18 protein-coding genes are annotated in these 18,929 nt (G+C 67.7%); 13 read left to right on the top strand and 5 right to left on the bottom strand.

The window, feature by feature from the left end:
- The first annotated feature begins 125 nt into the window (after nt 1–125).
- Entirely contained in the window at nt 126–1,997 is a 1,872-nt protein-coding gene (locus ACY466_RS19580) for an ABC transporter ATP-binding protein (RefSeq protein ID WP_463248194.1), read from the top strand.
- Between the two features lie 19 nt (nt 1,998–2,016).
- Here the strand turns inward: ACY466_RS19580 and ACY466_RS19575 are convergent, their stop codons facing one another.
- Together ACY466_RS19575 and ACY466_RS19570 are read right to left on the bottom strand one after the other, a co-directional pair.
- On the bottom strand, nt 2,017–3,219 hold the full coding sequence (locus ACY466_RS19575; RefSeq protein ID WP_463252376.1) for a lipase family protein: 1,203 nt from the start codon (nt 3,217–3,219) through the stop codon (nt 2,017–2,019).
- Between the two features lie 202 nt (nt 3,220–3,421).
- A complete protein-coding gene (locus ACY466_RS19570) occupies nt 3,422–5,701 on the bottom strand; it encodes an ATP-dependent DNA ligase (RefSeq protein ID WP_463248190.1) in 2,280 nt (759 codons plus the stop codon).
- A gap of 97 nt (nt 5,702–5,798) precedes the next feature.
- Here ACY466_RS19570 and ACY466_RS19565 point away from each other — a divergent pair, with 97 nt between their 5' ends.
- On the top strand, nt 5,799–6,227 hold the full coding sequence (locus tag ACY466_RS19565) for a type II toxin-antitoxin system Rv0910 family toxin (protein WP_463248188.1): 429 nt from the start codon (nt 5,799–5,801) through the stop codon (nt 6,225–6,227).
- On the opposite strand, the gene ACY466_RS19560 is transcribed toward ACY466_RS19565, so the two are convergent.
- Nucleotides 6,224–6,646, bottom strand: a complete 423-nt coding sequence (locus tag ACY466_RS19560; protein ID WP_463248185.1) for a hypothetical protein — start codon at nt 6,644–6,646, stop codon at nt 6,224–6,226. The genes ACY466_RS19565 and ACY466_RS19560 overlap by 4 nt on opposite strands.
- A complete protein-coding gene (locus tag ACY466_RS19555; RefSeq protein WP_463248183.1) occupies nt 6,639–7,019 on the bottom strand; it encodes a hypothetical protein in 381 nt (126 codons plus the stop codon). The genes ACY466_RS19560 and ACY466_RS19555 overlap by 8 nt, the downstream gene beginning before the upstream one ends.
- 125 nt (nt 7,020–7,144) lie before the next feature.
- Between ACY466_RS19555 and ACY466_RS19550 the strand changes: the two genes are divergently transcribed.
- From ACY466_RS19550 to ACY466_RS19500, 11 genes are all read left to right on the top strand, one after another.
- Nucleotides 7,145–8,752, top strand: a complete 1,608-nt coding sequence (locus tag ACY466_RS19550; RefSeq protein ID WP_463248181.1) for an HNH endonuclease signature motif containing protein — start codon at nt 7,145–7,147, stop codon at nt 8,750–8,752.
- Nucleotides 8,753–8,984: 232 nt separating this feature from the next.
- Complete coding sequence (locus tag ACY466_RS19545) at nt 8,985–9,509, top strand: MSMEG_0572/Sll0783 family nitrogen starvation response protein (RefSeq protein WP_463248178.1); 525 nt, start codon at nt 8,985–8,987, stop codon at nt 9,507–9,509.
- 11 nt (nt 9,510–9,520) lie between these two features.
- A complete protein-coding gene (locus tag ACY466_RS19540) occupies nt 9,521–10,624 on the top strand; it encodes an MSMEG_0568 family radical SAM protein (RefSeq protein ID WP_463248176.1) in 1,104 nt (367 codons plus the stop codon).
- A gap of 4 nt (nt 10,625–10,628) precedes the next feature.
- Nucleotides 10,629–12,056: an MSMEG_0567/sll0787 family protein gene (locus tag ACY466_RS19535; protein ID WP_463248174.1), complete on the top strand. Its 1,428-nt coding sequence runs from the start codon at nt 10,629–10,631 to the stop codon at nt 12,054–12,056.
- A complete protein-coding gene (locus ACY466_RS19530) occupies nt 12,053–12,961 on the top strand; it encodes a carbon-nitrogen hydrolase family protein (RefSeq protein WP_463248171.1) in 909 nt (302 codons plus the stop codon). Before ACY466_RS19535 ends, ACY466_RS19530 begins: the two co-directional genes overlap by 4 nt.
- Nucleotides 12,954–13,238 carry an MSMEG_0570 family nitrogen starvation response protein gene (locus ACY466_RS19525; protein WP_463248167.1) on the top strand — a complete coding sequence of 95 codons (285 nt, stop codon included), beginning with the start codon at nt 12,954–12,956 and terminating at the stop codon, nt 13,236–13,238. The genes ACY466_RS19530 and ACY466_RS19525 overlap by 8 nt, the downstream gene beginning before the upstream one ends.
- Nucleotides 13,235–14,521: an MSMEG_0569 family flavin-dependent oxidoreductase gene (locus tag ACY466_RS19520; RefSeq protein WP_463248164.1), complete on the top strand. Its 1,287-nt coding sequence runs from the start codon at nt 13,235–13,237 to the stop codon at nt 14,519–14,521. Before ACY466_RS19525 ends, ACY466_RS19520 begins: the two co-directional genes overlap by 4 nt.
- Nucleotides 14,522–14,523: 2 nt before the next feature.
- Nucleotides 14,524–15,393, top strand: coding sequence for a carbon-nitrogen hydrolase family protein (locus ACY466_RS19515; RefSeq protein WP_463248160.1), 870 nt, complete (start codon nt 14,524–14,526; stop codon nt 15,391–15,393).
- The gene (locus ACY466_RS19510; protein ID WP_463248158.1) at nt 15,394–16,470 is read left to right on the top strand and encodes an MSMEG_0565 family glycosyltransferase; all 1,077 of its coding nucleotides are present in this window, start codon (nt 15,394–15,396) and stop codon (nt 16,468–16,470) included.
- 24 nt (nt 16,471–16,494) lie between these two features.
- Entirely contained in the window at nt 16,495–16,911 is a 417-nt protein-coding gene (locus tag ACY466_RS19505; RefSeq protein WP_463248155.1) for a hypothetical protein, read from the top strand.
- 167 nt (nt 16,912–17,078) lie between these two features.
- Nucleotides 17,079–18,230 carry a GNAT family N-acetyltransferase gene (locus tag ACY466_RS19500; RefSeq protein WP_463248152.1) on the top strand — a complete coding sequence of 384 codons (1,152 nt, stop codon included), beginning with the start codon at nt 17,079–17,081 and terminating at the stop codon, nt 18,228–18,230.
- A gap of 66 nt (nt 18,231–18,296) precedes the next feature.
- On the opposite strand, the gene ACY466_RS19495 is transcribed toward ACY466_RS19500, so the two are convergent.
- Nucleotides 18,297–18,923, bottom strand: coding sequence for a lipocalin family protein (locus tag ACY466_RS19495; RefSeq protein ID WP_463248149.1), 627 nt, complete (start codon nt 18,921–18,923; stop codon nt 18,297–18,299).
- Nucleotides 18,924–18,929 lie beyond the last annotated feature (6 nt).

Raw genomic sequence — 18,929 nt, 5'->3', positions numbered from 1 at the left:
TTCCCATTCAGCGGTGGACGGAAGGGTTCGCACGGTATCGGAAATAGAAGCCGACGGTGGCATGGTTGTCTCCGGTACCCGAGCAGTCGGACGTGCCGGCGCTCGGACCAAGAGGGGGATGCCGCGTGAGTATGGAGATGACCGCGTGGAACCAGATGTATCGGTCCATGAACACGAACGACAACAACCGCCCGTTCTCCAAGGTCACGGTGCGGCGCATCCTCGTGTTCGCGCAGCCGTTGCGCCGTCTGCTGATCGGCTTCCTGATCCTGAGCGTGATCTCGGCCGTGCTGGCCGTGGCGACCCCCGTGCTCGCCGGGCGGGTCGTCGACGCGATCGTCAACGGCCGCGAGATCGGCGTCGTGATCGTCCTGGCGCTGATCATCGCCGGTGTGGCTCTTCTCGAAGCGGGAACCGGGCTGGTCAACCGCTGGTTGTCCGCCCGCATCGGTGAGGATCTGATCCTCGATCTGCGCACCCGCGTGTTCGACCACGTCCAGAAGATGCCCATCGCGTTCTTCACCCGGACCCGGACCGGTGCGCTCGTCAGCCGACTGAACAACGATGTGATCGGGGCTCAGCGTGCGTTCAGCGGCACGCTCTCGGGCGTCGTCAGCAACCTGGTGACCCTGCTGTTGACCTTGGTCGTGATGCTCGGCATCTCCTGGCAGATCACGCTGCTGGCTCTGCTTCTGCTTCCCATCTTCGTGGTGCCGGCGCGCCGGATGGGCACCCGCCTCGCACGTCTGCAGCGCGAAGCGGCCGGGCACAACGCCTCGATGTCGACGCAGATGACCGAGCGGTTCTCAGCACCGGGCGCCACGCTGATCAAGTTGTTCGGACGGCCCGACCACGAGTCCGCCGAGTTCGCGGCGAGGGCGGGCCGCGTCCGAGACATCGGTGTGCGATCGGCGATGGTCCAGACGGTCTTCGTCACCGCCCTGACCCTGGTGTCGGCACTCGCGCTGGCCCTCGTCTACGGGTTGGGCGGGTTCTACGCACTGCGCGACCAGCTCGACGCGGGGTCCGTGGTGACCCTCGCGCTGCTTCTCACCCGCCTCTACGCACCCCTGACCGCTCTGGCCAGCGCCCGCGTGGACGTCATGAGCGCGGTGGTGAGCTTCGAGCGGGTGTTCGAGATCCTCGACGTCGAGCCGCTGATCACCGACAAGCCCGATGCTCGCACGGTGCCGTCCGGCCCGGTGGCCGTCGAGTTCGACGACGTCCGGTTCGGCTACCCCTCCGCGGACAAGGTCTCGCTCGCCTCCCTGGAGGACGTGACGGTGCTCGATTCCCGAGGCGGGGAGGAAGTGCTGCACGGGGTGTCGTTCCGGGCCGAACCGGGTCAGATGGTGGCGCTGGTCGGTTCCTCGGGCGCCGGAAAGTCCACGGTCGCGCAGTTGATCTCGCGGCTCTACGACGTCGATTCCGGTGCGGTGCGCCTCGCCGACGTCGACGTTCGAGACCTGACGGCCGAATCCATCCGCGCGACGGTGGGAATGGTGACCCAGGACGGTCACCTGTTCCACGAGACGCTACGGTCCAACCTCACGATCGCGAGGCCGGACGCGACGGACGATCAGGTGTGGAGCGCGCTGCGTCGGGCCCGTCTCGCGGACCTGGTTTCCTCCCTGCCCGACGGCCTCGAGACGGTGGTCGGCGAACGCGGCTACCGCTTCTCCGGTGGTGAACGTCAGCGCGTGACGATCGCCCGCCTGTTGCTGTCCGAGCCGCGCGTGGTGGTGCTGGACGAGGCGACGGCGTCGCTCGACTCGACCTCGGAGGCAGCCGTCCAGGAGGCGTTGGCCGAGGCGCTGTCCGGCCGCACCTCCATCGTCATCGCGCATCGACTGTCGACCATCCGTGCCGCCGACGCGATCCTGGTCATCGAGGACGGCCGCGTGCACGAGCGCGGAACGCACTCCGAGTTGATCGCACTCGGCGGTCGTTACGCGGAGTTGTACCGCACCCAGTTCGACGAGCCGGCGCGTACCTAGCCGGCCCTCGCGAACCCTCCTACGGGCAGTTGCTCGGCGCCGGCACGCCCCGGAATCGCGCGTCGAGCCAGTCCAGGGCGGCGGGTAGGCCCAGAACCGCGGCGGTCAGGTGGTCGGGAGTCGGCGTCAGCACCGATTCGACGCGTGCTCCCGCCGCGCAGTAACGGGCGTTGGTCTCGACGATCGCGTCGACGGGGACCAGGACGTCGGTGGGACTGTGCCATTCGAAGATCGGTGCCGTGGGGACGCCGGGGTAGAGCGCGACACTGTTCTCCTCGACGACGGCACGGGCGACCGGATCCTGGAACACCGAGCGGTTGGTGGTGATCTGAGCCGCGCTGCGATTCGCGCCCGTGGCGAGGATCTTGTTGGTGCACGCGTTGGCGACCTCGTTCATCAACGCGGTGCCCTCCGGAGTGAGGTTCTCGGCCACCAGCATCTGATCGGGGTACTCCCGGCCCAGGCCGATCGCGGCCGCGAGAACCAGACCGAACACCGGGTGCGGGGTGTTCTCACCGAGGTTGCTGGCCATCTTCACCAGGTCCATGGGAGTGCCGCCGTGTGCGGCGCCGACGATGTTCAGCTCGGGCGCGTAGGTGGGCGCCAATGCCGCAGCCCAGGCCGTGGCCATGGCTCCACCGGAGTAGCCGGCCATCGCGACCGGGCTGTTGCGCAGCTGGAGGGGTTCGAAGTTCTTCGCGGCGCGGGCGCCGTCGAGGGCGATCTGGCCGCCCATCTTTGCCGCGCCGTACGCGCTGTTGGGGCCGAGGTGGTCCGGCATGGACACCGACCACCCGCGGCTGAGTACGACGTTGAGGCCGGCGGCGTCACGGATCACCACGTCGGGATCGGTCGAGTAGAGCGCCTGCGACGGGGCGCACTGGAGTCCGAGCGCGTTGACGATCTGCTGGTAGGACAACAGTGGGCCGTCCGGGGCCTTGACCAGGGGGACGAAGACCGTGGTGACGCCGACGATGGGGTTGCCCTGCGAACCGGTGGTGCGGAAGGCGAGCTGCCACGTGCTGACGTTCACGAAGTTCGGCGGATTGGGCATCGGGCGGCTGGCCAGCACGGTCCCGGGAGCCACGTTCGAGATGTCTCCGCCGGCCGAGTAGAACGGATCCGCGTTGGGAATCGGCATCTGAGCCGAGGCCGAGGCGGTGGCGGGGAGTGCGGACGCGACGACGATCGCGGAGACGGCCGCGATCACGATCTTGCGCAGTGCTCCGGTGGAGGAACCCCCTGCCGGTGCTCGTCGCGGGAATCTGGACCTGATGGACGTTCGCACTGGCTCTCCCTACACACTGTTCGAAACTCGAACCAAACGCTAGCCATGCCCTGCGTGAAGGATCAACGCTGGACGAGATGCCTGGGAATCGACCTGTGAACGGGTGCAAAGTTTGGACGACGTCCTGTTCTCCGACTCACTCCCGGGTCACGTCGCCGGGATTCTTGTCCGATCGAAGCCCTCGCCAGCTCGGGTGCCGAAGCGAACCGCCCTCGGTCCACTCGAAGAATCGCACCTCGCCCACGAGGTCCGGTCGGACCCAGGTCGCGTCCTTGCGGTCGGCCGTCGGGAGCGGGGCGTCGAACGGGGACGACGCATCGACGAGCGGTCGCAGCACGTCCAGCAGCTCGTCTCGCTGTCGTTGGGTGAAGCCGGTTCCCACCCGCCCGATGTAGCGCAGACCGTCGGGACCGGGGAGGCCGAGAAGCAACGAGCCGAGGCCGCCCGCCCGCGAGCCCTTGCCCGCACGCCACCCGCCGATCACCACCTCCTGCGTGCGCCAGTTCTTCAGCTTGATCCACGATCGACTTCGTCGCCCCACCTCGTACGTCGCATCGCGTCGTTTCGCCACGATGCCCTCCCATCCACGGCGCTCGCTCTCGGCCACGGCCCCCGCCGCGGTGCCCGCGAGCAGCGGCGAGAGGGTGGCCGACTCGAGTCCGGACAGCAAGAGCTCCAGTATCTTTCGCCGGTCGGTGAACTTCTTCGTGGTCAGGTCCGTGCCGTCGAGGTAGAGGACGTCGAAACAGACGAACTCCACCGCGTCGGGTCCGGCTCCCTGCAATGCCTCGAAGCTCGTGACCCCGCGGTCGTCGTAGACCACCACCTCGCCGTCCAGGACGGCCGAGTGGTCGGCGAGATCGGCCGCGAGAGAGGCGATCCGAGAGAAGCGTCGGGTGAGTTCCTGCCCGGTTCGGCTCTCCAGCACCAGGTCGCCGTGGTCCAGGGTGGCGACGATGCGGATGCCGTCCCACTTGCCCTCGAACGACCATTGGTCGGCGTCGAGCCCGTCGATCGTGCCGGCGGTGGCGAGCATGGGCCGAAGGTGACGGGGCGGCGAGGTGGTGGTGGGAGGTTTTGGGGTGGCCGCGTCCTTCATTCGGTGTACCAGCCACTGCGTGCCGTCGGTACGGATCAACGCGAAACGCCCCTGCACCCGGCCGCCGTCGAGTTCCACGATCACCTCGTCGTCACGCCACTTCTCGGTGACGAACGTGCCGTGGTCCCAGACGGTCACGTCCCCGCCGCCGTACTCGCCGGACGGGATCGTGCCTTCGAAGGCCGCGTAGTCCAGGGGGTGGTCCTCGGTGTGGACGGCCAGGTGGTTCTTCTTCGGTGTGTCGGGCAGGTTCTTCGGGACGGCCCAGGACACGAGAACACCGTCGCGTTCGAGCCTGAAGTCGTAGTGCAGGCGTCGGGCGTGGTGTTCCTGGATCACGAAGATCGGTGCGGTGTCGGGATCACGGGTCGTGTCGGGGTCGGTCGGGACGGGTTCCGGGGTATGCGAGCTGGAGCGTTTTCCGCGGTAGGGACCCAGGCTGTCCGCCCGGTCCGCAGGCGCCGGATCGAGATCGGCGAGAAGGTCGCCGTCTTCTCGGTAACGACGGAGGACCTCGTCGAACGTGAGCTGGGCGAGCCCGCCCGAGGAGATCTCCTCCCACGTCCGCGGGGCGGCGACGGTGGGCCCGGCGCGTCCCCGGAGCGAGTACGGCGCGATGGTGGTCTTCTTGCCGTTGTTCTGACTCCAGTCGAGGAACACCTTGCCGGGCCGGACGGCCTTGGACATCGATGCCGTCACCAGGTCCGGAAACTTCCCCTCGAGAAGGGTCGCCACTCGTTTGGCCACGGTCGACGCCCCCGACGACGACACCGGCGTCTCCAGGGGGACATACAGGTGAATTCCCTTGCTGCCGCTGGTGACCGGATAGGCGGTCAGACCGATGTCGGTGACCATGGAACGCACCTCGCACGCAACTCGCGCGCACGTGTCGAGGTCGACGTCGTCGCCCGGATCGAGATCGAAGACGATGCGGGTGGCCTTTCCCTGCTGATCCCCGTCGAACCGCCATTGCGGCACATGCGCTTCGAGTGCCGCCTGTTGGCCGAGCCAGGCGACATCCGCCGCGGAGTGGAAGACGGGATAGACCACGACGCGGTCCGAGTGGTGGATGCGCCGACGGTCGAGCCAGTCCGGTGCCGACGCGGCCAGGTTCTTCTCGAAGAACGAGCCCTCCGCGACGCCGTTGGGCCAGCGCTTGCGAGTGACGGGGCGCTCGGCCAGATGCGCGAGCATGGCGGGAGCGATCTCGACGTAGTAGTCGATCACCTCGCCCTTGGTGGTGCCCGTCTCCGGGTACAGCACCTTGTCCAGGTTGGTCACCGCGATCCTGCGCCCTACGATGTCGATCGCCGCCATGGAGAAAGGATAGGTTGCGAGCAGGCAGTCATGGGTATGGGACGAACGGAGCCTGCGATCCGCGGGCCGAACATCGAAGAAGGAACGTGGTTCGACAGTGGCTGGAGTGAACGTGTCGGTGGAATCGACGATGACGCCGGACGAAGCGTGGGCGCGGGCCTCCGACCTCAGCAGCTTCGATCAGTGGATGACGATCTTCGGTGGCTGGAAGAGCCCGATTCCCGACCGCTTGACCGAGGGCGTGACCATCGACTCGCTCATCAAGGTCAAGGGGTTCCGCAACACCATCACCTGGACGATCACGGAGTACGACCAGCCCAAGCAGATCGCGTTGCTCGGTAAAGGGAAGGGCGGTATCAAGATTCAGATGAAGATGACGGTCGAGCCCAAGGACGCGGGATCGGTTTTCTCGCTGGACGCGAAGTTCGGTGGTGGTCTGCTGTCCGGACCGGTGGGGGGCTTCGTCGCGCGCGTGCTGGAATCGGACGTGCGGAACTCGGTGACCAACCTCGCGAAGCTGGGTTAACCGGCCGTTCTGCTCGGGTCGGTCTTGCGCAGCCACCACAGCGCAGCGATGGGCAGGATGACCGGGATGAACAGATAGCCGGATCCGAAGTGCGACCACACCGTGGGTTCCGGAAACTCCTGCGGCACCACGTAACTGGCGATCGATACGGCGATGACGCCGACGAGTTCGACGACGCACGAGATCGTGGCGATGCGTCTCGACACCGTCGACGCGCGCGCCAGGCAGACGGTGCCGACGATGTAGACCAGCGCCGCGAAGGCCGACAGCAGGAAGGCGACGGGCGCGACCTCGAACCGGGTGCCGATCTGAACGGCGGACCGGGACAACGCGGCCACCGAGAAGATCGCGTAGACCGCGATGAGCATGCGGCCGGGTCCGGACCGCGTGGTGTCGGCCAGTGTGTTCGTCTCAGGCATATCCGTCCCAGATCTGTGTCAGCCGCAGAACCATCGCTGCGAGCGTCAGCGTCACCACGATCAGTACCCCGGTACCGCCGCGACTGCGGTCCCCCAACGACCACCAGACGCCGATTGGCAACAGCAGTGCCAGACCGATGAGGTAGGCGCCGAACGTGAGCGCGTTCACGTCGCGATCCGTGGTGGCCAGCGCGACGAAACCCACCACGGCCTGCGCGATCACGAGGAGCTCGATGCCCACCAGGTATCGGAAGAACACCCGATCGCTCTTGTGGGCGAGCAGGAGCGGCTTGTTGCGGATCAGCTTGATCAGCGCCCACAGTGCCGCGAGCAGTGGGAGCACGTAGAGGCCGATGGTGATGGGAGTGAACATGGTGATTCGAGCTTATCCGTCCTCGTCACCGGCACTTCGATGCCCCGATTCGCCGGGATTGCACCCGTGTAGGTAGTTCGCTCGTATGTTCGATTCGTGTCGGTGGGGTCGGTTACCTTCTGATCATGCTTTCGGGGGACGGCACGGGGGACGGGGTCGGCGACATCGCCGGCGCCGTGATCACCGACGCCTCCGTCGAAACATTGATCGCGTCGCTGGAGAAGGGGATGGCGGAACTCGCATCGGTCGATGCGTCACGGTTGTCGAATCGGGATCGGTTGGCGTTGATCGCCCGCACCGAAACCGTCCGCCGCTCGCTGCTCGGCTCGTCGTACACCTGGCTCAACGACACCGTCCATCAGGGCGGGTTCGACGGTCTCGGCGGCTCCGCCCCCTTCTCCCTGGGCATGGTGTTGCGGATCACCGCCCGCGCCGCCGGGGACCGGTTGCGCACCGCCGCCGACGTCGGGAGGCGGCGGGCGTTCACGGGTAAGCCGATGCCGCCGGTGTATCCGCACACCGGCACCGCCGCCGTGCAGGGTGTGTTGGATCCGGCGCACGTGGCGGTGATCCGGAACATCGTCTCCCGCATCCCCGAGGCGGTCGGCCCGGAGGTGGCCGAGGAGGCGGAGAAGCAACTGGTGGCGCTGTGCGGTGAGCACGCTGCGGATGCGGTGCGCGCGGCCGGGGAGCGGATCCTCGCGCACCTCGACGAGGACGGAAACCCACCCTCGGAGGAGGAAGTGGCGGCGTCGTGTTTCATCCACTTCGACAAACAGGACTCCCACGGGCTCAGTCGGGGGAAGTTCCGGGTCGATGCGGAGTTCCGGGCGTTGCTCGAAGCGGTCACCGAGGCGATGGGCAAACCCGGAGCCAAGAAAGGACCGAAGAAAGGCGCTGCGAGTGGTGACGAGGGCGACGACGGTGCGTCCGGCGGCTCGGCAGACGGCGGAGCGGAAGGGAACGACTCCCCCACCGCCGATCCCGACGCCGACGCCGACGCCGGTGCGAGTGCCGATCCCGAGCTCGACCTCGGCCTCCCCACCCCCGACGCGGAGCCGGGTGCGGAGCCGGAGCGGGATCTGCGCAGCCGCGGCCAACGCATCCACGACGACCTCAAAGACGCCATCCGCCTGCTGCTGAGCTCGAACCTGCTCGGACACCACCGCGGCGTCGCCACCAAAGCCATCGTCACCATGACCCTGCACGACCTCGAAAACGCCACCGGACTCGCCCTCACCGGCACCGGAACCCACATCCCGATAAGGCAGGCCATACAGATGGCCGCCGCCGCCCACCCCTACCTGCTGCTCTTCGACGGCCACGGCCGCCCCCTGCACTTCGAACGCGGCCGCCGCCTCGCCACCGAAGACCAACGCCTCGTCCTGACCGCCTGGCACCGCGGCTGCACCTTCCCCGGCTGCACCCGACCCGCCACCCGCTGCCAAACCCACCACGTCACCGACTGGGCGGAATGCGGGCGCACGAACATCGACTGCCTCGCCCTGGCCTGCGATCGGCATCACCACCTCATCGGCGACGACCCGAACCTGCGCTGGTCCACCACCACCGCCGCAGACGATCACCCCTACCCCGGGCGCACCCTCTGGCACCCACCGACCTGGCTCGACGCGAGGCGCACCGGGCGCATCAACCACTACCACCACCCCGACGAATACCTCTACGACCCCGACCCACCCGACCCCGAACCACCGGAGCAAGAACCGGACTGACAATGCGGCCAAAACCGCTGCCGCCCAGCCTCACCCGACACACGGGGTGAGGCTGGACGTCGTTGCGACACCCTCCGAGCCACGGGTGGGCGTCTCGCTTTGTTGCGGCCAGATGTCGAAAGTGAGCATCACGAAACGTGACGTTGTTCTTCGCATGACCATTTCGACACGGACCGGGCTTGTACTGAACCTGCGAGCAAACGCTCCCTCACCTCGACTCCCGGAGGACCACGTGGCCAGCCTCGATCAGACCATCCTCGACAACATGTCCGCCTCGCTCGCCGAGATTCCGCACCCCTCGCTGCCGAAGGGCTCGAACATCTACGGCAGCACGAAGATCTTCCCCGACTACAAGGCCGAGGACGGGGAAACCTACTTCACGCTGGTGCACGGCATCGCCCACGAGTCCTCGGTGAGCTTCGTTGCCGTTCTGCAGGCGACCCGAGCCCTGCGCAAGGGCTTCGAGTCGGCCATGTACTTCTACGGACCGGGTGCCATCAACTGCCTGGCGACCCGCGGGTTCCCCACCACCGGTGACTCGGGCTTCCCGGGTGAGCAGAACATCAACGATTCGTTGGCCACGTTCATCGCCGAGGGCGGCACCGTGTTCTGCTGCCGTTTCGGTCTCGCGCTGCACGGCGGGCGTGAGGAGGATCTGATCGAGGGCGTCGTGCCCGCGCACCCGCTGGACGTCCAGGACGCGCTGATCCACTACGCCCGCAAGGGCGCGATCATCAACTCCACCTACATGGTCTAGGGCGGATCGACATGTCCGTCGTCCAGACCCAGCATCAGTCGCCCGGCGCAGCACGCTCGTCGACGCGAAATCATCGGGTGGACCTGGCCCTGCTCGGCATCCGGGGCGAGCCGCCGGTCCGTCGCACCGCCGGCGCCGGGCCCAGCGACGACGGACATGTCACCATCGACGGTCTGGGTGCCGCGCTCCCTCGAAACCCCGACAGCCCTTACCTTCTCGACGGTGACCGAGTGCTGTTCGACGGAGACGACATCGGGTTGGACGTCGCCGCCATCGAGCGCCCTCGTTTCTACGACCTGACCACCGCCGAGGGAGTGTCGTACGAGAAGATCGCCAAGCTTCACGGGCGGAGCGTTCTGGCGACCACGGTGGTGCAGACCTGCATCCGGTACGACGAGTCGACGCGGTGCCGGTTCTGCTCCATCGAGGAGTCGCTCCGAGCGAATGCCACGGTCGCGGTGAAGTCCCCGGCCCAGCTCGCGGAGGTGGCCGAGGCGGCGGTACGACTCGACGGGATCACCCAGATGGTGATGACGACGGGAACATCGGCTGCGAAGGACCGGGGTGCGCGACACCTCGCACGATGCGTACGCGCGGTGAAGGCGGCGGTGCCGTCGCTCGCCATTCAGGTACAGTGCGAACCTCCGGGCGACCTCGGTACTCTCACCGAACTCCGCGACGCCGGCGCGGCCTCGATCGGCATCCACGTCGAATCGCTCGACGACGACGTACGCCGTCGCTGGATGCCCGGCAAGGCCGAGGTTCCGCTGTCGGACTACCGCGCCGCGTGGGCCGAAGCCGTCCGGGTCTTCGGCCGCAATCAGGTGTCCACCTACCTCCTGGTGGGTCTGGGCGAAGATCCCGACGAGTTGGTCAGCGGTGCAGCCGAACTCGTCGAGATGGGGGTCTATCCGTTCGTCGTCCCGTTCCGCCCGCACGCCGGCACGCTGGCGGTGGACGTCGACGGAGCGACGGCACCGCCGTCGGAGGTCTTGGCCGACGTGAGCCGGCGGGTGGCGGACGTGCTTCGCGACGCCGGGATGCTGGGGTCCGAGCAGAAGGCCGGATGCGCCGCGTGCGGTGCGTGCAGCGTGCTCCAGAACATGGGCGGGTGACACCGTGCTCCACCAGTCGACCCGTGACCTGGCCATCCTCACCGGTGCGCCCCGTACATCGACTCCACCGGTCTTTCTCGTGCGACCGGCCGACGGCGCTGCCGACCTCGCCGCCTACCGCCGACTCCGGCGCGATGCCTTCGTCGTCGAGCAGGGTCTCTTCGACGGCACCGACGCGGACGACGTGGACGATGATCCGCGGACACACGTTCTGATCGCCGCCGCTCCCGACGGCACGGTGCTGGGAGGCGTTCGGGTGGCGCCCTGCACGCAACCCGACCTCGGCTGGTGGGCGGGAAGCCGACTGGTCGTCGCGCGGGACGCCCGCTCCCGCTCCGTCGGCCCTGCTCTGATCACCGCCGCGTGCGCGCTGGCCGAAACCCTGTCGGTGCTGCGCTTCGAGGCCACCGTCCAACCGCGGTACGAGCGCATGTTCACCGAACTGGGGTGGACGCGCGTCGGCGACGTCGTCGTGGCGGACACTCCGCACGTGGCGATGCGGTGGCCGATTCACACCGTTCAGAACCTGGTGTCGTCGACGAAGGCCATGCTCGGCGACGTCCTCGCACCCCTGGCGTCGCATCCGCTCGGGTTGGGAGCGAACGGAGTTTCCGGATCCGGATTTCTGGGCGACGACGGGGTTCCGCTGCCGGGGACGGACGTCATCGCCGCGTGCGACGCCATCGTTCCCTCGATGGTGGAGCGCGACCCGGAGTGGGCGGGATGGTGCGCGGTTCTGGTCAACCTGAACGACCTGTCGGCCATGGGAGCGACACCCGTGGGAATGCTCGATGCCGTGGGCGCGACGACACGATCGTTGTTGACCAGAGTGGTTCGCGGACTGGCGAAAGCGAGTGAGGCGTGGGGAGTTCCGGTGCTGGGCGGTCACACCCAGGTCGGGGTCCCCGCGTCGCTGTCGGTCACCGCCCTCGGGCGAACGGACTCACCCGTCCGCGCGGGCGGAGGACGCGTCGGCGACGAGCTGCGTCTCACCGCCGACCTGGGTGGCGGGTGGCGACCGGGATATCCGGGTAGTCAATGGGATTCGACGTCGAGGCGTCGAACCGACGAATTACGACACCTGGGGTCGTTCGTGGCCCGAAGCCGGCCGCGAGCGGCGAAGGACGTCAGCATGGCCGGCCTGGCCGGGACGGTCGGCATGCTCGCCGAGGCCGGCGGGACCGGTGCCGTACTCGACGTCGCGACGATCCCCCGACCGCACGATGTGTCGGTCGGCCAGTGGGTCACCTGTTTCCCCGGCTTCGCCATGATCACCGCCGATCGGCCCGACGCGTCGATTCCGAACCCCGGCCCGGCCACCTCGGCCGTGTGCGGACGCCTCACCGCCGAGCCCGGCGTGACGCTTCTCTGGCCCGACGGCGTCAGCACTCGCGCGGTACACACCACAGTCACAGGATTGGGACGAGCATGACCGAGATCGGAATCAGCGTCGCTGCAGCGGAATTCGGGCGCGACATGGAGAAGTCCTTCGAGACCATGGAGGTTCTGATCGCGGAGGCGACCCGGCGGGGCAGCGCCCTTCTGGTGCTCCCCGAGGCGTGCCTCGGCGGGTACCTGCCCAGCCTCGGCGGAGGAGACGAGACCGAGGAGACCCGTCGGCGACGCCTGGCGAATCTACCGCCGGCCTTGGAACTCGACGGTCCCGAGATCCGCCGGGTGGCCGAGATGGCGGGTGACCTGGTGGTGACCTTCGGCTTCTGCGAGGCCGACGGCGACGCTCGGTACAACGCGGCGGTGACCGTGCACGGTGACGGTGTCCTCGGGTCGTACCGCAAGGTGCACCAGCCGCTGGGGGAGAACCTCTGCTACTCGGCGGGGCAGGGGTACCGGGCGTTCGACACACCGATCGGCAGGATGGGCATGCAGATCTGTTACGACAAGGCCTTTCCCGAGGCCGCGCGTGAACTCGCGCTGGACGGAGCCGAGATCATCACCTCGCTCTCGGCGTGGCCGACCTCGCGCACCGGACGCGCGGAGAACATGGCGGACGATCGCTGGAAGCTACGGTTCGACATCTACGATCAGGCCCGCGCGTTGGAGAACCAGGTGGTGTGGGTCGCGTCGAACCAGGCCGGCTCGTTCGGTTCGTTGGACTTCGTGTGCAGCGCGAAGATCGTCGGACCGGGCGGCGAAGTCCTCGCGGACACGGGAGTGGAGCCGGGGCTGGCAACGGCGCGGATCGACGTTCGGAAGGCCAACGCCGCGGCGCGCGGCGGCGGGATGTACATGCTGCGCGATCGACGGCCCCACGTCTACGGGACCATCACGGACGCCGACAGCATGTCTCGCATCGAGAGGACGCTGACCCGTGCCTGAGATGACGTTCTCGGTGGTGTGGCCCAACGGCTGTCGGCAGGACTGCTACTCCCCGTCGCTGGTGATCAGAGACCATCTCGCGGTGGGGGAGAAGTACCCGATCGACGACTTCGTGACGCGCAGCCGTATCGCGCTCACCGAGGCCAGCGATCGAGTGAAGGCGAAGTACGGGTTCGCGTGCACCTCGGCGGCCGCGACCCTGCGCGACATCGAGATCACCGCCGCCGCTTTCGATTCGGGCACCGTTCGTGTCCTGCACCTGGGAGAACCGCAATGACCACACCGTCGTCACGCGAGCACCACACCGCCGTCGTGATCGGCGCCGGGCAGGCGGGGTTGTCCATCAGTTGGCACCTGACGCGCCGCGGTATCGACCACGTTCTGCTCGAGCGCGACACCGTTGCGCACGAATGGATCGACGGCCGGTGGGACAACTTCACCCTCGTCACCCCCAACTGGCAGTGCGTTCTTCCCGGCCGGGCGTACGACGGGGACGATCCCGACGGTTTCATGACCCGAGATCGGGTGTACGACTTCGTGCGCGGCTACGCCGACTCGTTCGGCGCACCGGTGCGCGAGCACACCGCGGTCACGTCGGTCCGGCGTCATCCGCAGGGCGGGTACACCGTACAGACGTCCTCGGGAACCATGACGGCGGACGAGGTGGTGGTGGCGACCGGCGGATATCACACTCCCTTCGTTCCCGAACTGGCTCAGCGAATTTCGCCGTCGATAGTCCAGATCCATTCGTCGCGGTACCGGAACGCCGAACAGCTGCCGAAGGGCGGTGTGATGGTGGTGGGTACCGGACAGTCGGGCGCTCAGATCGCCGAGGATCTCCACCTCGACGGGCGGCGGGTGCACCTGGTCGCGGGGTCCGCTCCGCGCGTCGCTCGCTTCTACCGAGGCCGCGATTGCGTCGCGTGGCTCCAGGACATGGGGGTCTACGACGTCTCGATCGCCGATCACGCGGGTGGGTTGTCCAAGCGGGAGAGCACGAATCACTACGTCACCGGTCGAGACGGCGGCCGCGACATCGATCTGCGAGCGTTCGCGCTCGACGGTATGGCGCTCTACGGGCGTCTGACCGACATCGAATCCACCACCGACGGAGCAGCTCTGACGTTCGCGCCCACTCTGGAACGCTCGCTGGACGCCGCCGACGCCGTCAGCGAGGGCATCAAGAACGACATCGACGCGTACATCGCCCGATGCGGGATCGATGCCCCGGTCGAGGAACGGTACGTCCCGGTGTGGCGTCCGGAGACCGAACCCACCTCGGTGGACCTCGCCGAGGCGGGAATCTCGTCCGTCGTCTGGGCGACCGGCTTCCGACGGAACTATCGCTGGCTCGAGGTCGGCGTGTTCGACGGCACCGGTCAGCCCACCCACACCCGTGGTGTGACGTCGGCGCCCGGGTTGTACTTCCTCGGACTGCCGTGGCAGAACAGTTGGGGCTCGGGACGATTCGCGGCCATCGCCCGCGACGCGGAGTTCCTCGCGGCACGGATGTCGGAGTATCTGGACGAAACCCGGTCCGCGGTCGAGGTCTCGGCCTGACGATGCCGCCCATTCGGATCGCCGCGCTCGCCGGGCATTTCGGTCGCGACGTCGATCGTGCCGTCGAGAAGGTGGTCGGCATCGTCGACCGCGCGGTCGAGGATCGGGTGGATCTGCTCGTACTTCCCGACGCGGCTCTGGGCGGTTACATCGGCGATCTCCGGTCGCCGCGACTCGACGAGCTCCCGCCGGCGGTGCGTCCGGACGGACCCGAGCTCGACGCGATCAGACGGGCGGCCCGGCACCTGACCGTCTGTATCGGGTACACCGAGGATGCGGGGGAGCACCGATACAACGCGGCGATGTGCCTGACCGGCAGCGGGATTCTGGGCAACCACCGGAAGGTGCACCAACCGGCGGGCGAATCGCTGGCCTACGCGGCGGGAGATGCGTTCCGCGCGTTCGACACCCCGGTCGGGCGCCTGGGGATGCTCATCGACTACGACAAGACGTTTCCCGAAGCGGCACGGACACTCGCTCTCGACGGGGCGCGCATCGTCGCCGCGCTGTCGGCGTGGCCCGCGAGTGTCACCGACCGGGCGTCGAAGTTGGCGAACGACAGGCAGTCTCGATTGTTCGACCTCTACGACGCCGCGCGCGCCGCGGAGAACCAGGTGGTGCTGGTGTCCTCGAATCAGACCGGGGTGATGGGGTCGCTGCGGTTTCTCGGTCAGGCCAAGGTGGTGGGACCCGGCGGTGAGGTCCTCACCCGAACGCGCGACAAGGGTGGGATGGCCAGTTGCGACATCGACGTCGACGCGGAGGTGTCGCGGGCTCGACGCACCCTGCGGCACCTGGAGGAACGGCGGCCGGACACCTACGACTTCGGGCCCCACCACGCCGGGACTCGTGCCTCGACGACGGGAACCTGAATGCGCGTCTCGCTGCTGACCTATTCGACCAAGCCGCGCGGCGGCGTGGTGCACACCGTCGAACTCGCGGAGGCACTGGCGCGCGCGGGTGCGGACGTCACCGTGTGGTCGCTCGCGCGGGGTGGCGACGAGGGTTTCTACCGGCCGATCGATCCCGCGGTGGCCGTGCGACTGGTCCCGTTTCCGGCCGTCGACGACGAATCCGTCGGTGACCGGATCCTGCGTTCGATCGCGCTGATGCGGAACGCTTTCGAGCGAGACGGGACCGACATCGTGCACGCGCAGGACTGCATCACGGCCAACGCGGTGGGACACTGCATTCGGACGATCCACCATCTGGAGCAGTTCACCACTCCCGAGCTCGCCGCGTGCCACGAACGTGCCGTGGTGGAGCCGTATGCGCGGATCTGTGTGTCCCGTGCAGTCGCGGAGGAAGTGCGGAACGGGTGGGGGTTCACTCCGACGGTGATCGCCAACGGGGTGGATCATCGGCGATTCGAGTCGGCACAGGGTGACGAGTGGCGGCAGCGACTCGGCCGCTACGTGCTGGCGGTCGGCGGGATCGAGCCCCGGAAGGGCAGTTTCGATCTGCTGGACGCGTATGCAGTTCTGCAGCAGAAAGATCCGGATGTGCGGCTGGTGTTCGCGGGTGGTGAGACGTTGTTCGACTACCGAGATTACCGCGACGACTTCGACAGGCGCGCCGCCGAGCTGCCGGTGGCACCCCTCGTGTTGGGCACCGTCGACAACGACGTCCTGCCGTCCGTCGTCGCGGGTGCCTCGGCGTTCGCGTTCCTGTCGACGAAGGAGGGCTTCGGGCTTGCCGCGATGGAAGCCCTCGCTGCGTCGATACCTGTGGTGGTGCGCGATCTTCCGGTGTTCCGCGAGGTGTTCGGTGATGCGGTGCGCTACGGGGGTGATGCCCGTGCGACGGCCGGTGCGCTTGCAGAGGCGATGGGGTCGCGGGATCGCACTGTCCTCGGTCGAGAGTTGGCGGCGTCGCACAGTTGGGACGACGCCGCGACGCAGCATCTGAGGTTCTACGAGGGTGTGCTGGGGTGCGGGGCGGATTCGTAGCCGTTCAGTAGGGTAATGATCGGTATGGAGTCATCCGATGAAGAACCAGAGGACTACGAGCCCTCGACGTTCGCGTTGGGGCTCACGATGAGCGTGGTGGTCCTGGCCGCGTCCTATTGGACGGCGACCATCGTGTTCGCGCTGATGGGACGGACTGGCATCCCGCTGTCACCGCTTCTCCTGATCGTTCCCGCGATCCCGGCGAACATGGCCGCCATGCGGTGGGACGAGAAGCTGTCGCCTGGTCGAGGCAAGAATCGGCTCACCACGGTGGCGATCTACCTCCCCGGGGTCCTCGCTCTGATTCTGGTGGTCGTGGCCCCGCTGCCCGTTCTCGTCGACACGATTCCGGTCGGCGGCGCCTTCGGGCTCACCGTGACGGCCTGCGTTCTCGCCGTCGTCCTGATCATCGCCAGGGTGCGACGGCGGAGCCGGGAGTGACGAATCGGGTGCAGCAGACGACGCTCCACCCCGTTTACTGCACCGGAGCGTTTACTGCACCGGAGCGCTGCTGATCGAACCGCCGCTGTGCCGAACCGCCGCTGTGTCGAACCCGTCACCCGACGCGATTGCAGGGTGCGGTGGCGACAGCCCAGACTTGGACGACCATGACCGACGACGAGCAGCGGGCGAATCCGCGTATGTTACGGCCGAAGCGCGCGGTGCCCGCGAAGGCGACTGTCCGGCACACCTCGGACGGAGTGCCTGTTCCCGAGCGCGACTTCTTCATCGAGGAGTTCCGCGGGGTCACGATCGTCGTCGCTCTGCCCGTGGTCGGCACTGCTGCGCTGGAGGCCGTGACCCGAACGGTGGACGAGTTCCGCACCGGTGACACTCGATTCGTCTTCGTGGTCCCGTCCGGCGACGTCCCGAGGATCGATGCGGCTGTCGGCGGCCCCGCCCTCGACGTGTCGACGGTGTGGGACGACGAGGCCGTCGCCGAACTCTGGCTCGCTGTCGCCGACTCGGGCTGCGTCGTGGTGGGGGCGGACGCTGCCGGAGTGACGCGTACGGCAGGCACCGTCTCTGCCGGCATCAGGGCGTCGAAGATGGTGCTCACCGATCCGGGCGGCGGATGGGGTCGGCCACCGCGCAGCTTCGCGGATATCGACGCTCATCGAGACGGGTTGACCGCTCATCTGGCCGAGCGCGGACTCGACGATGTGGTTCCCGCCGCGCAGAAGGCGCTCGGTGGTGGCGCATACAGTGTGAACCTCTGCTGCGCCGAGGATCTCGATGTCGAGCTGCTGACGTTCGAAGGCCGCGGAACCGTGCTGACCCAGGGCCGCTACCTCCATCTGGCCGAACTACAGGTGAACGATTTCCCTGCGATCGAGGCACTGGTCGCTCAGGGTGTCCGTGAAGGGGTTCTCAAGCAGCGCAGTCGGATCGAGATCGCGCGGATGGCCGTCGGTGGCATCGGCGCACGCGTCCTGCGCACCGGGCACCTCGCCGGGGTCGTGGGTCTCGAGGTGGAGACCTACGCGGGAACCGGGTTTGCCGAGGTATCGGGATTGATCACGGTCGCGGAGTTCTCCGGACTCGGCGCGGGCGGCCTGCTGATCGACGGGTTGGTGGAGATGTGCCGCGATCAGGGGATCCAGCACCTCTTCGCCGTGACCGTCAGCGCCGACGCAGCGGAGTTCTTCATCCGACGTGGATTCAGCGAGGTGGGGAGAGACAACGTGCCCGTAGCGAAGTGGAAAGGCTACGATCCCGACCGGCTCGAAGAGGCTCTGTGCTTTCTCCGCGTGGTGTAGCCGGGCCGGCCGGGATCGATGTCAGCCTCCGTGGGGTGAGATGACGGGAGCCGTCCGTTCCGACGGTCAGACGGTGCAGAGCGGGCGGATGTCCTGCGAACCGGCGGTGGTGGGCGAGGTGAGGACCAGGCACGCGTTGTACCCGCGGCTCTCGACCACGCGACGGATCTCCTGCCACCGCTCGATGCTCACCTCGGGCGAGCGCGAGAGCACGAAGCCGGACGAGCGGAACGGGTCGCCGACGAGGGCCCACGAGTAGTCGTCGGCGATGTACGTGACGATGTAGTTGGTGGGTCCCTCCGGGTTGCCCTGGGTGGGAACGCCCGGAAAGCTCACGCGCAGTTGGGCGTTGGTGACGGTGTCGTTGACCCGCGCATTGCCGATGATGTTGTTCTGCCCGCCGGTCCAGGTGGTGCAGGTGTTCTGGACGCGCACGTTCAGCGGGTCGATCAGCTGGTAATTCGCCTTGGTGTCGCGGGCGCAGTTCAGGTTGAAGAACTGGGGCACGGCGGCGAGCTGCCACCAGTCGCCCTGGTACCGCTCGACGTCGAGCGAGGGGACCGGCTGCAGCGGTTCGAAGGCGGGGAAGGCGGGGAAGTCGGACGACTGCGCGGTGGCGACTCCGCCGCCGGCGAACGCGGCGCCGGCGATGAGCGCGCCGGCCAGGGCGGTGCGAACGAGGGTGCGAATCATGACGGG

The sequence above is a fragment of the Rhodococcus sp. K11/5 genome (assembly GCF_055193735.1).
Note: the sequence above shows the minus strand (reverse complement) of the source record. Positions and strands in the feature narration are given on the sequence as shown.

Excerpts from the sequence above, each read along its gene's own strand:
- ACY466_RS19570 (WP_463248190.1), bottom strand. The coding sequence starts at position 5,701 with ATGGCGGCGATCGACATCGTAGGGCGCAGGATCGCGGTGACCAACCTG.
- ACY466_RS19560 (WP_463248185.1), bottom strand. The coding sequence starts at position 6,646 with ATGCCTGAGACGAACACACTGGCCGACACCACGCGGTCCGGACCCGGC.
- ACY466_RS19555 (WP_463248183.1), bottom strand. The coding sequence starts at position 7,019 with ATGTTCACTCCCATCACCATCGGCCTCTACGTGCTCCCACTGCTCGCG.
- ACY466_RS19550 (WP_463248181.1), top strand. The coding sequence starts at position 7,145 with ATGCTTTCGGGGGACGGCACGGGGGACGGGGTCGGCGACATCGCCGGC.
- ACY466_RS19540 (WP_463248176.1), top strand. The coding sequence starts at position 9,521 with ATGTCCGTCGTCCAGACCCAGCATCAGTCGCCCGGCGCAGCACGCTCG.
- ACY466_RS19530 (WP_463248171.1), top strand. The coding sequence starts at position 12,053 with ATGACCGAGATCGGAATCAGCGTCGCTGCAGCGGAATTCGGGCGCGAC.
- ACY466_RS19520 (WP_463248164.1), top strand. The coding sequence starts at position 13,235 with ATGACCACACCGTCGTCACGCGAGCACCACACCGCCGTCGTGATCGGC.
- ACY466_RS19515 (WP_463248160.1), top strand. The coding sequence starts at position 14,524 with ATGCCGCCCATTCGGATCGCCGCGCTCGCCGGGCATTTCGGTCGCGAC.
- ACY466_RS19510 (WP_463248158.1), top strand. The coding sequence starts at position 15,394 with ATGCGCGTCTCGCTGCTGACCTATTCGACCAAGCCGCGCGGCGGCGTG.
- ACY466_RS19505 (WP_463248155.1), top strand. The coding sequence starts at position 16,495 with ATGGAGTCATCCGATGAAGAACCAGAGGACTACGAGCCCTCGACGTTC.
- ACY466_RS19500 (WP_463248152.1), top strand. The coding sequence starts at position 17,079 with ATGACCGACGACGAGCAGCGGGCGAATCCGCGTATGTTACGGCCGAAG.
- ACY466_RS19495 (WP_463248149.1), bottom strand. The coding sequence starts at position 18,923 with ATGATTCGCACCCTCGTTCGCACCGCCCTGGCCGGCGCGCTCATCGCC.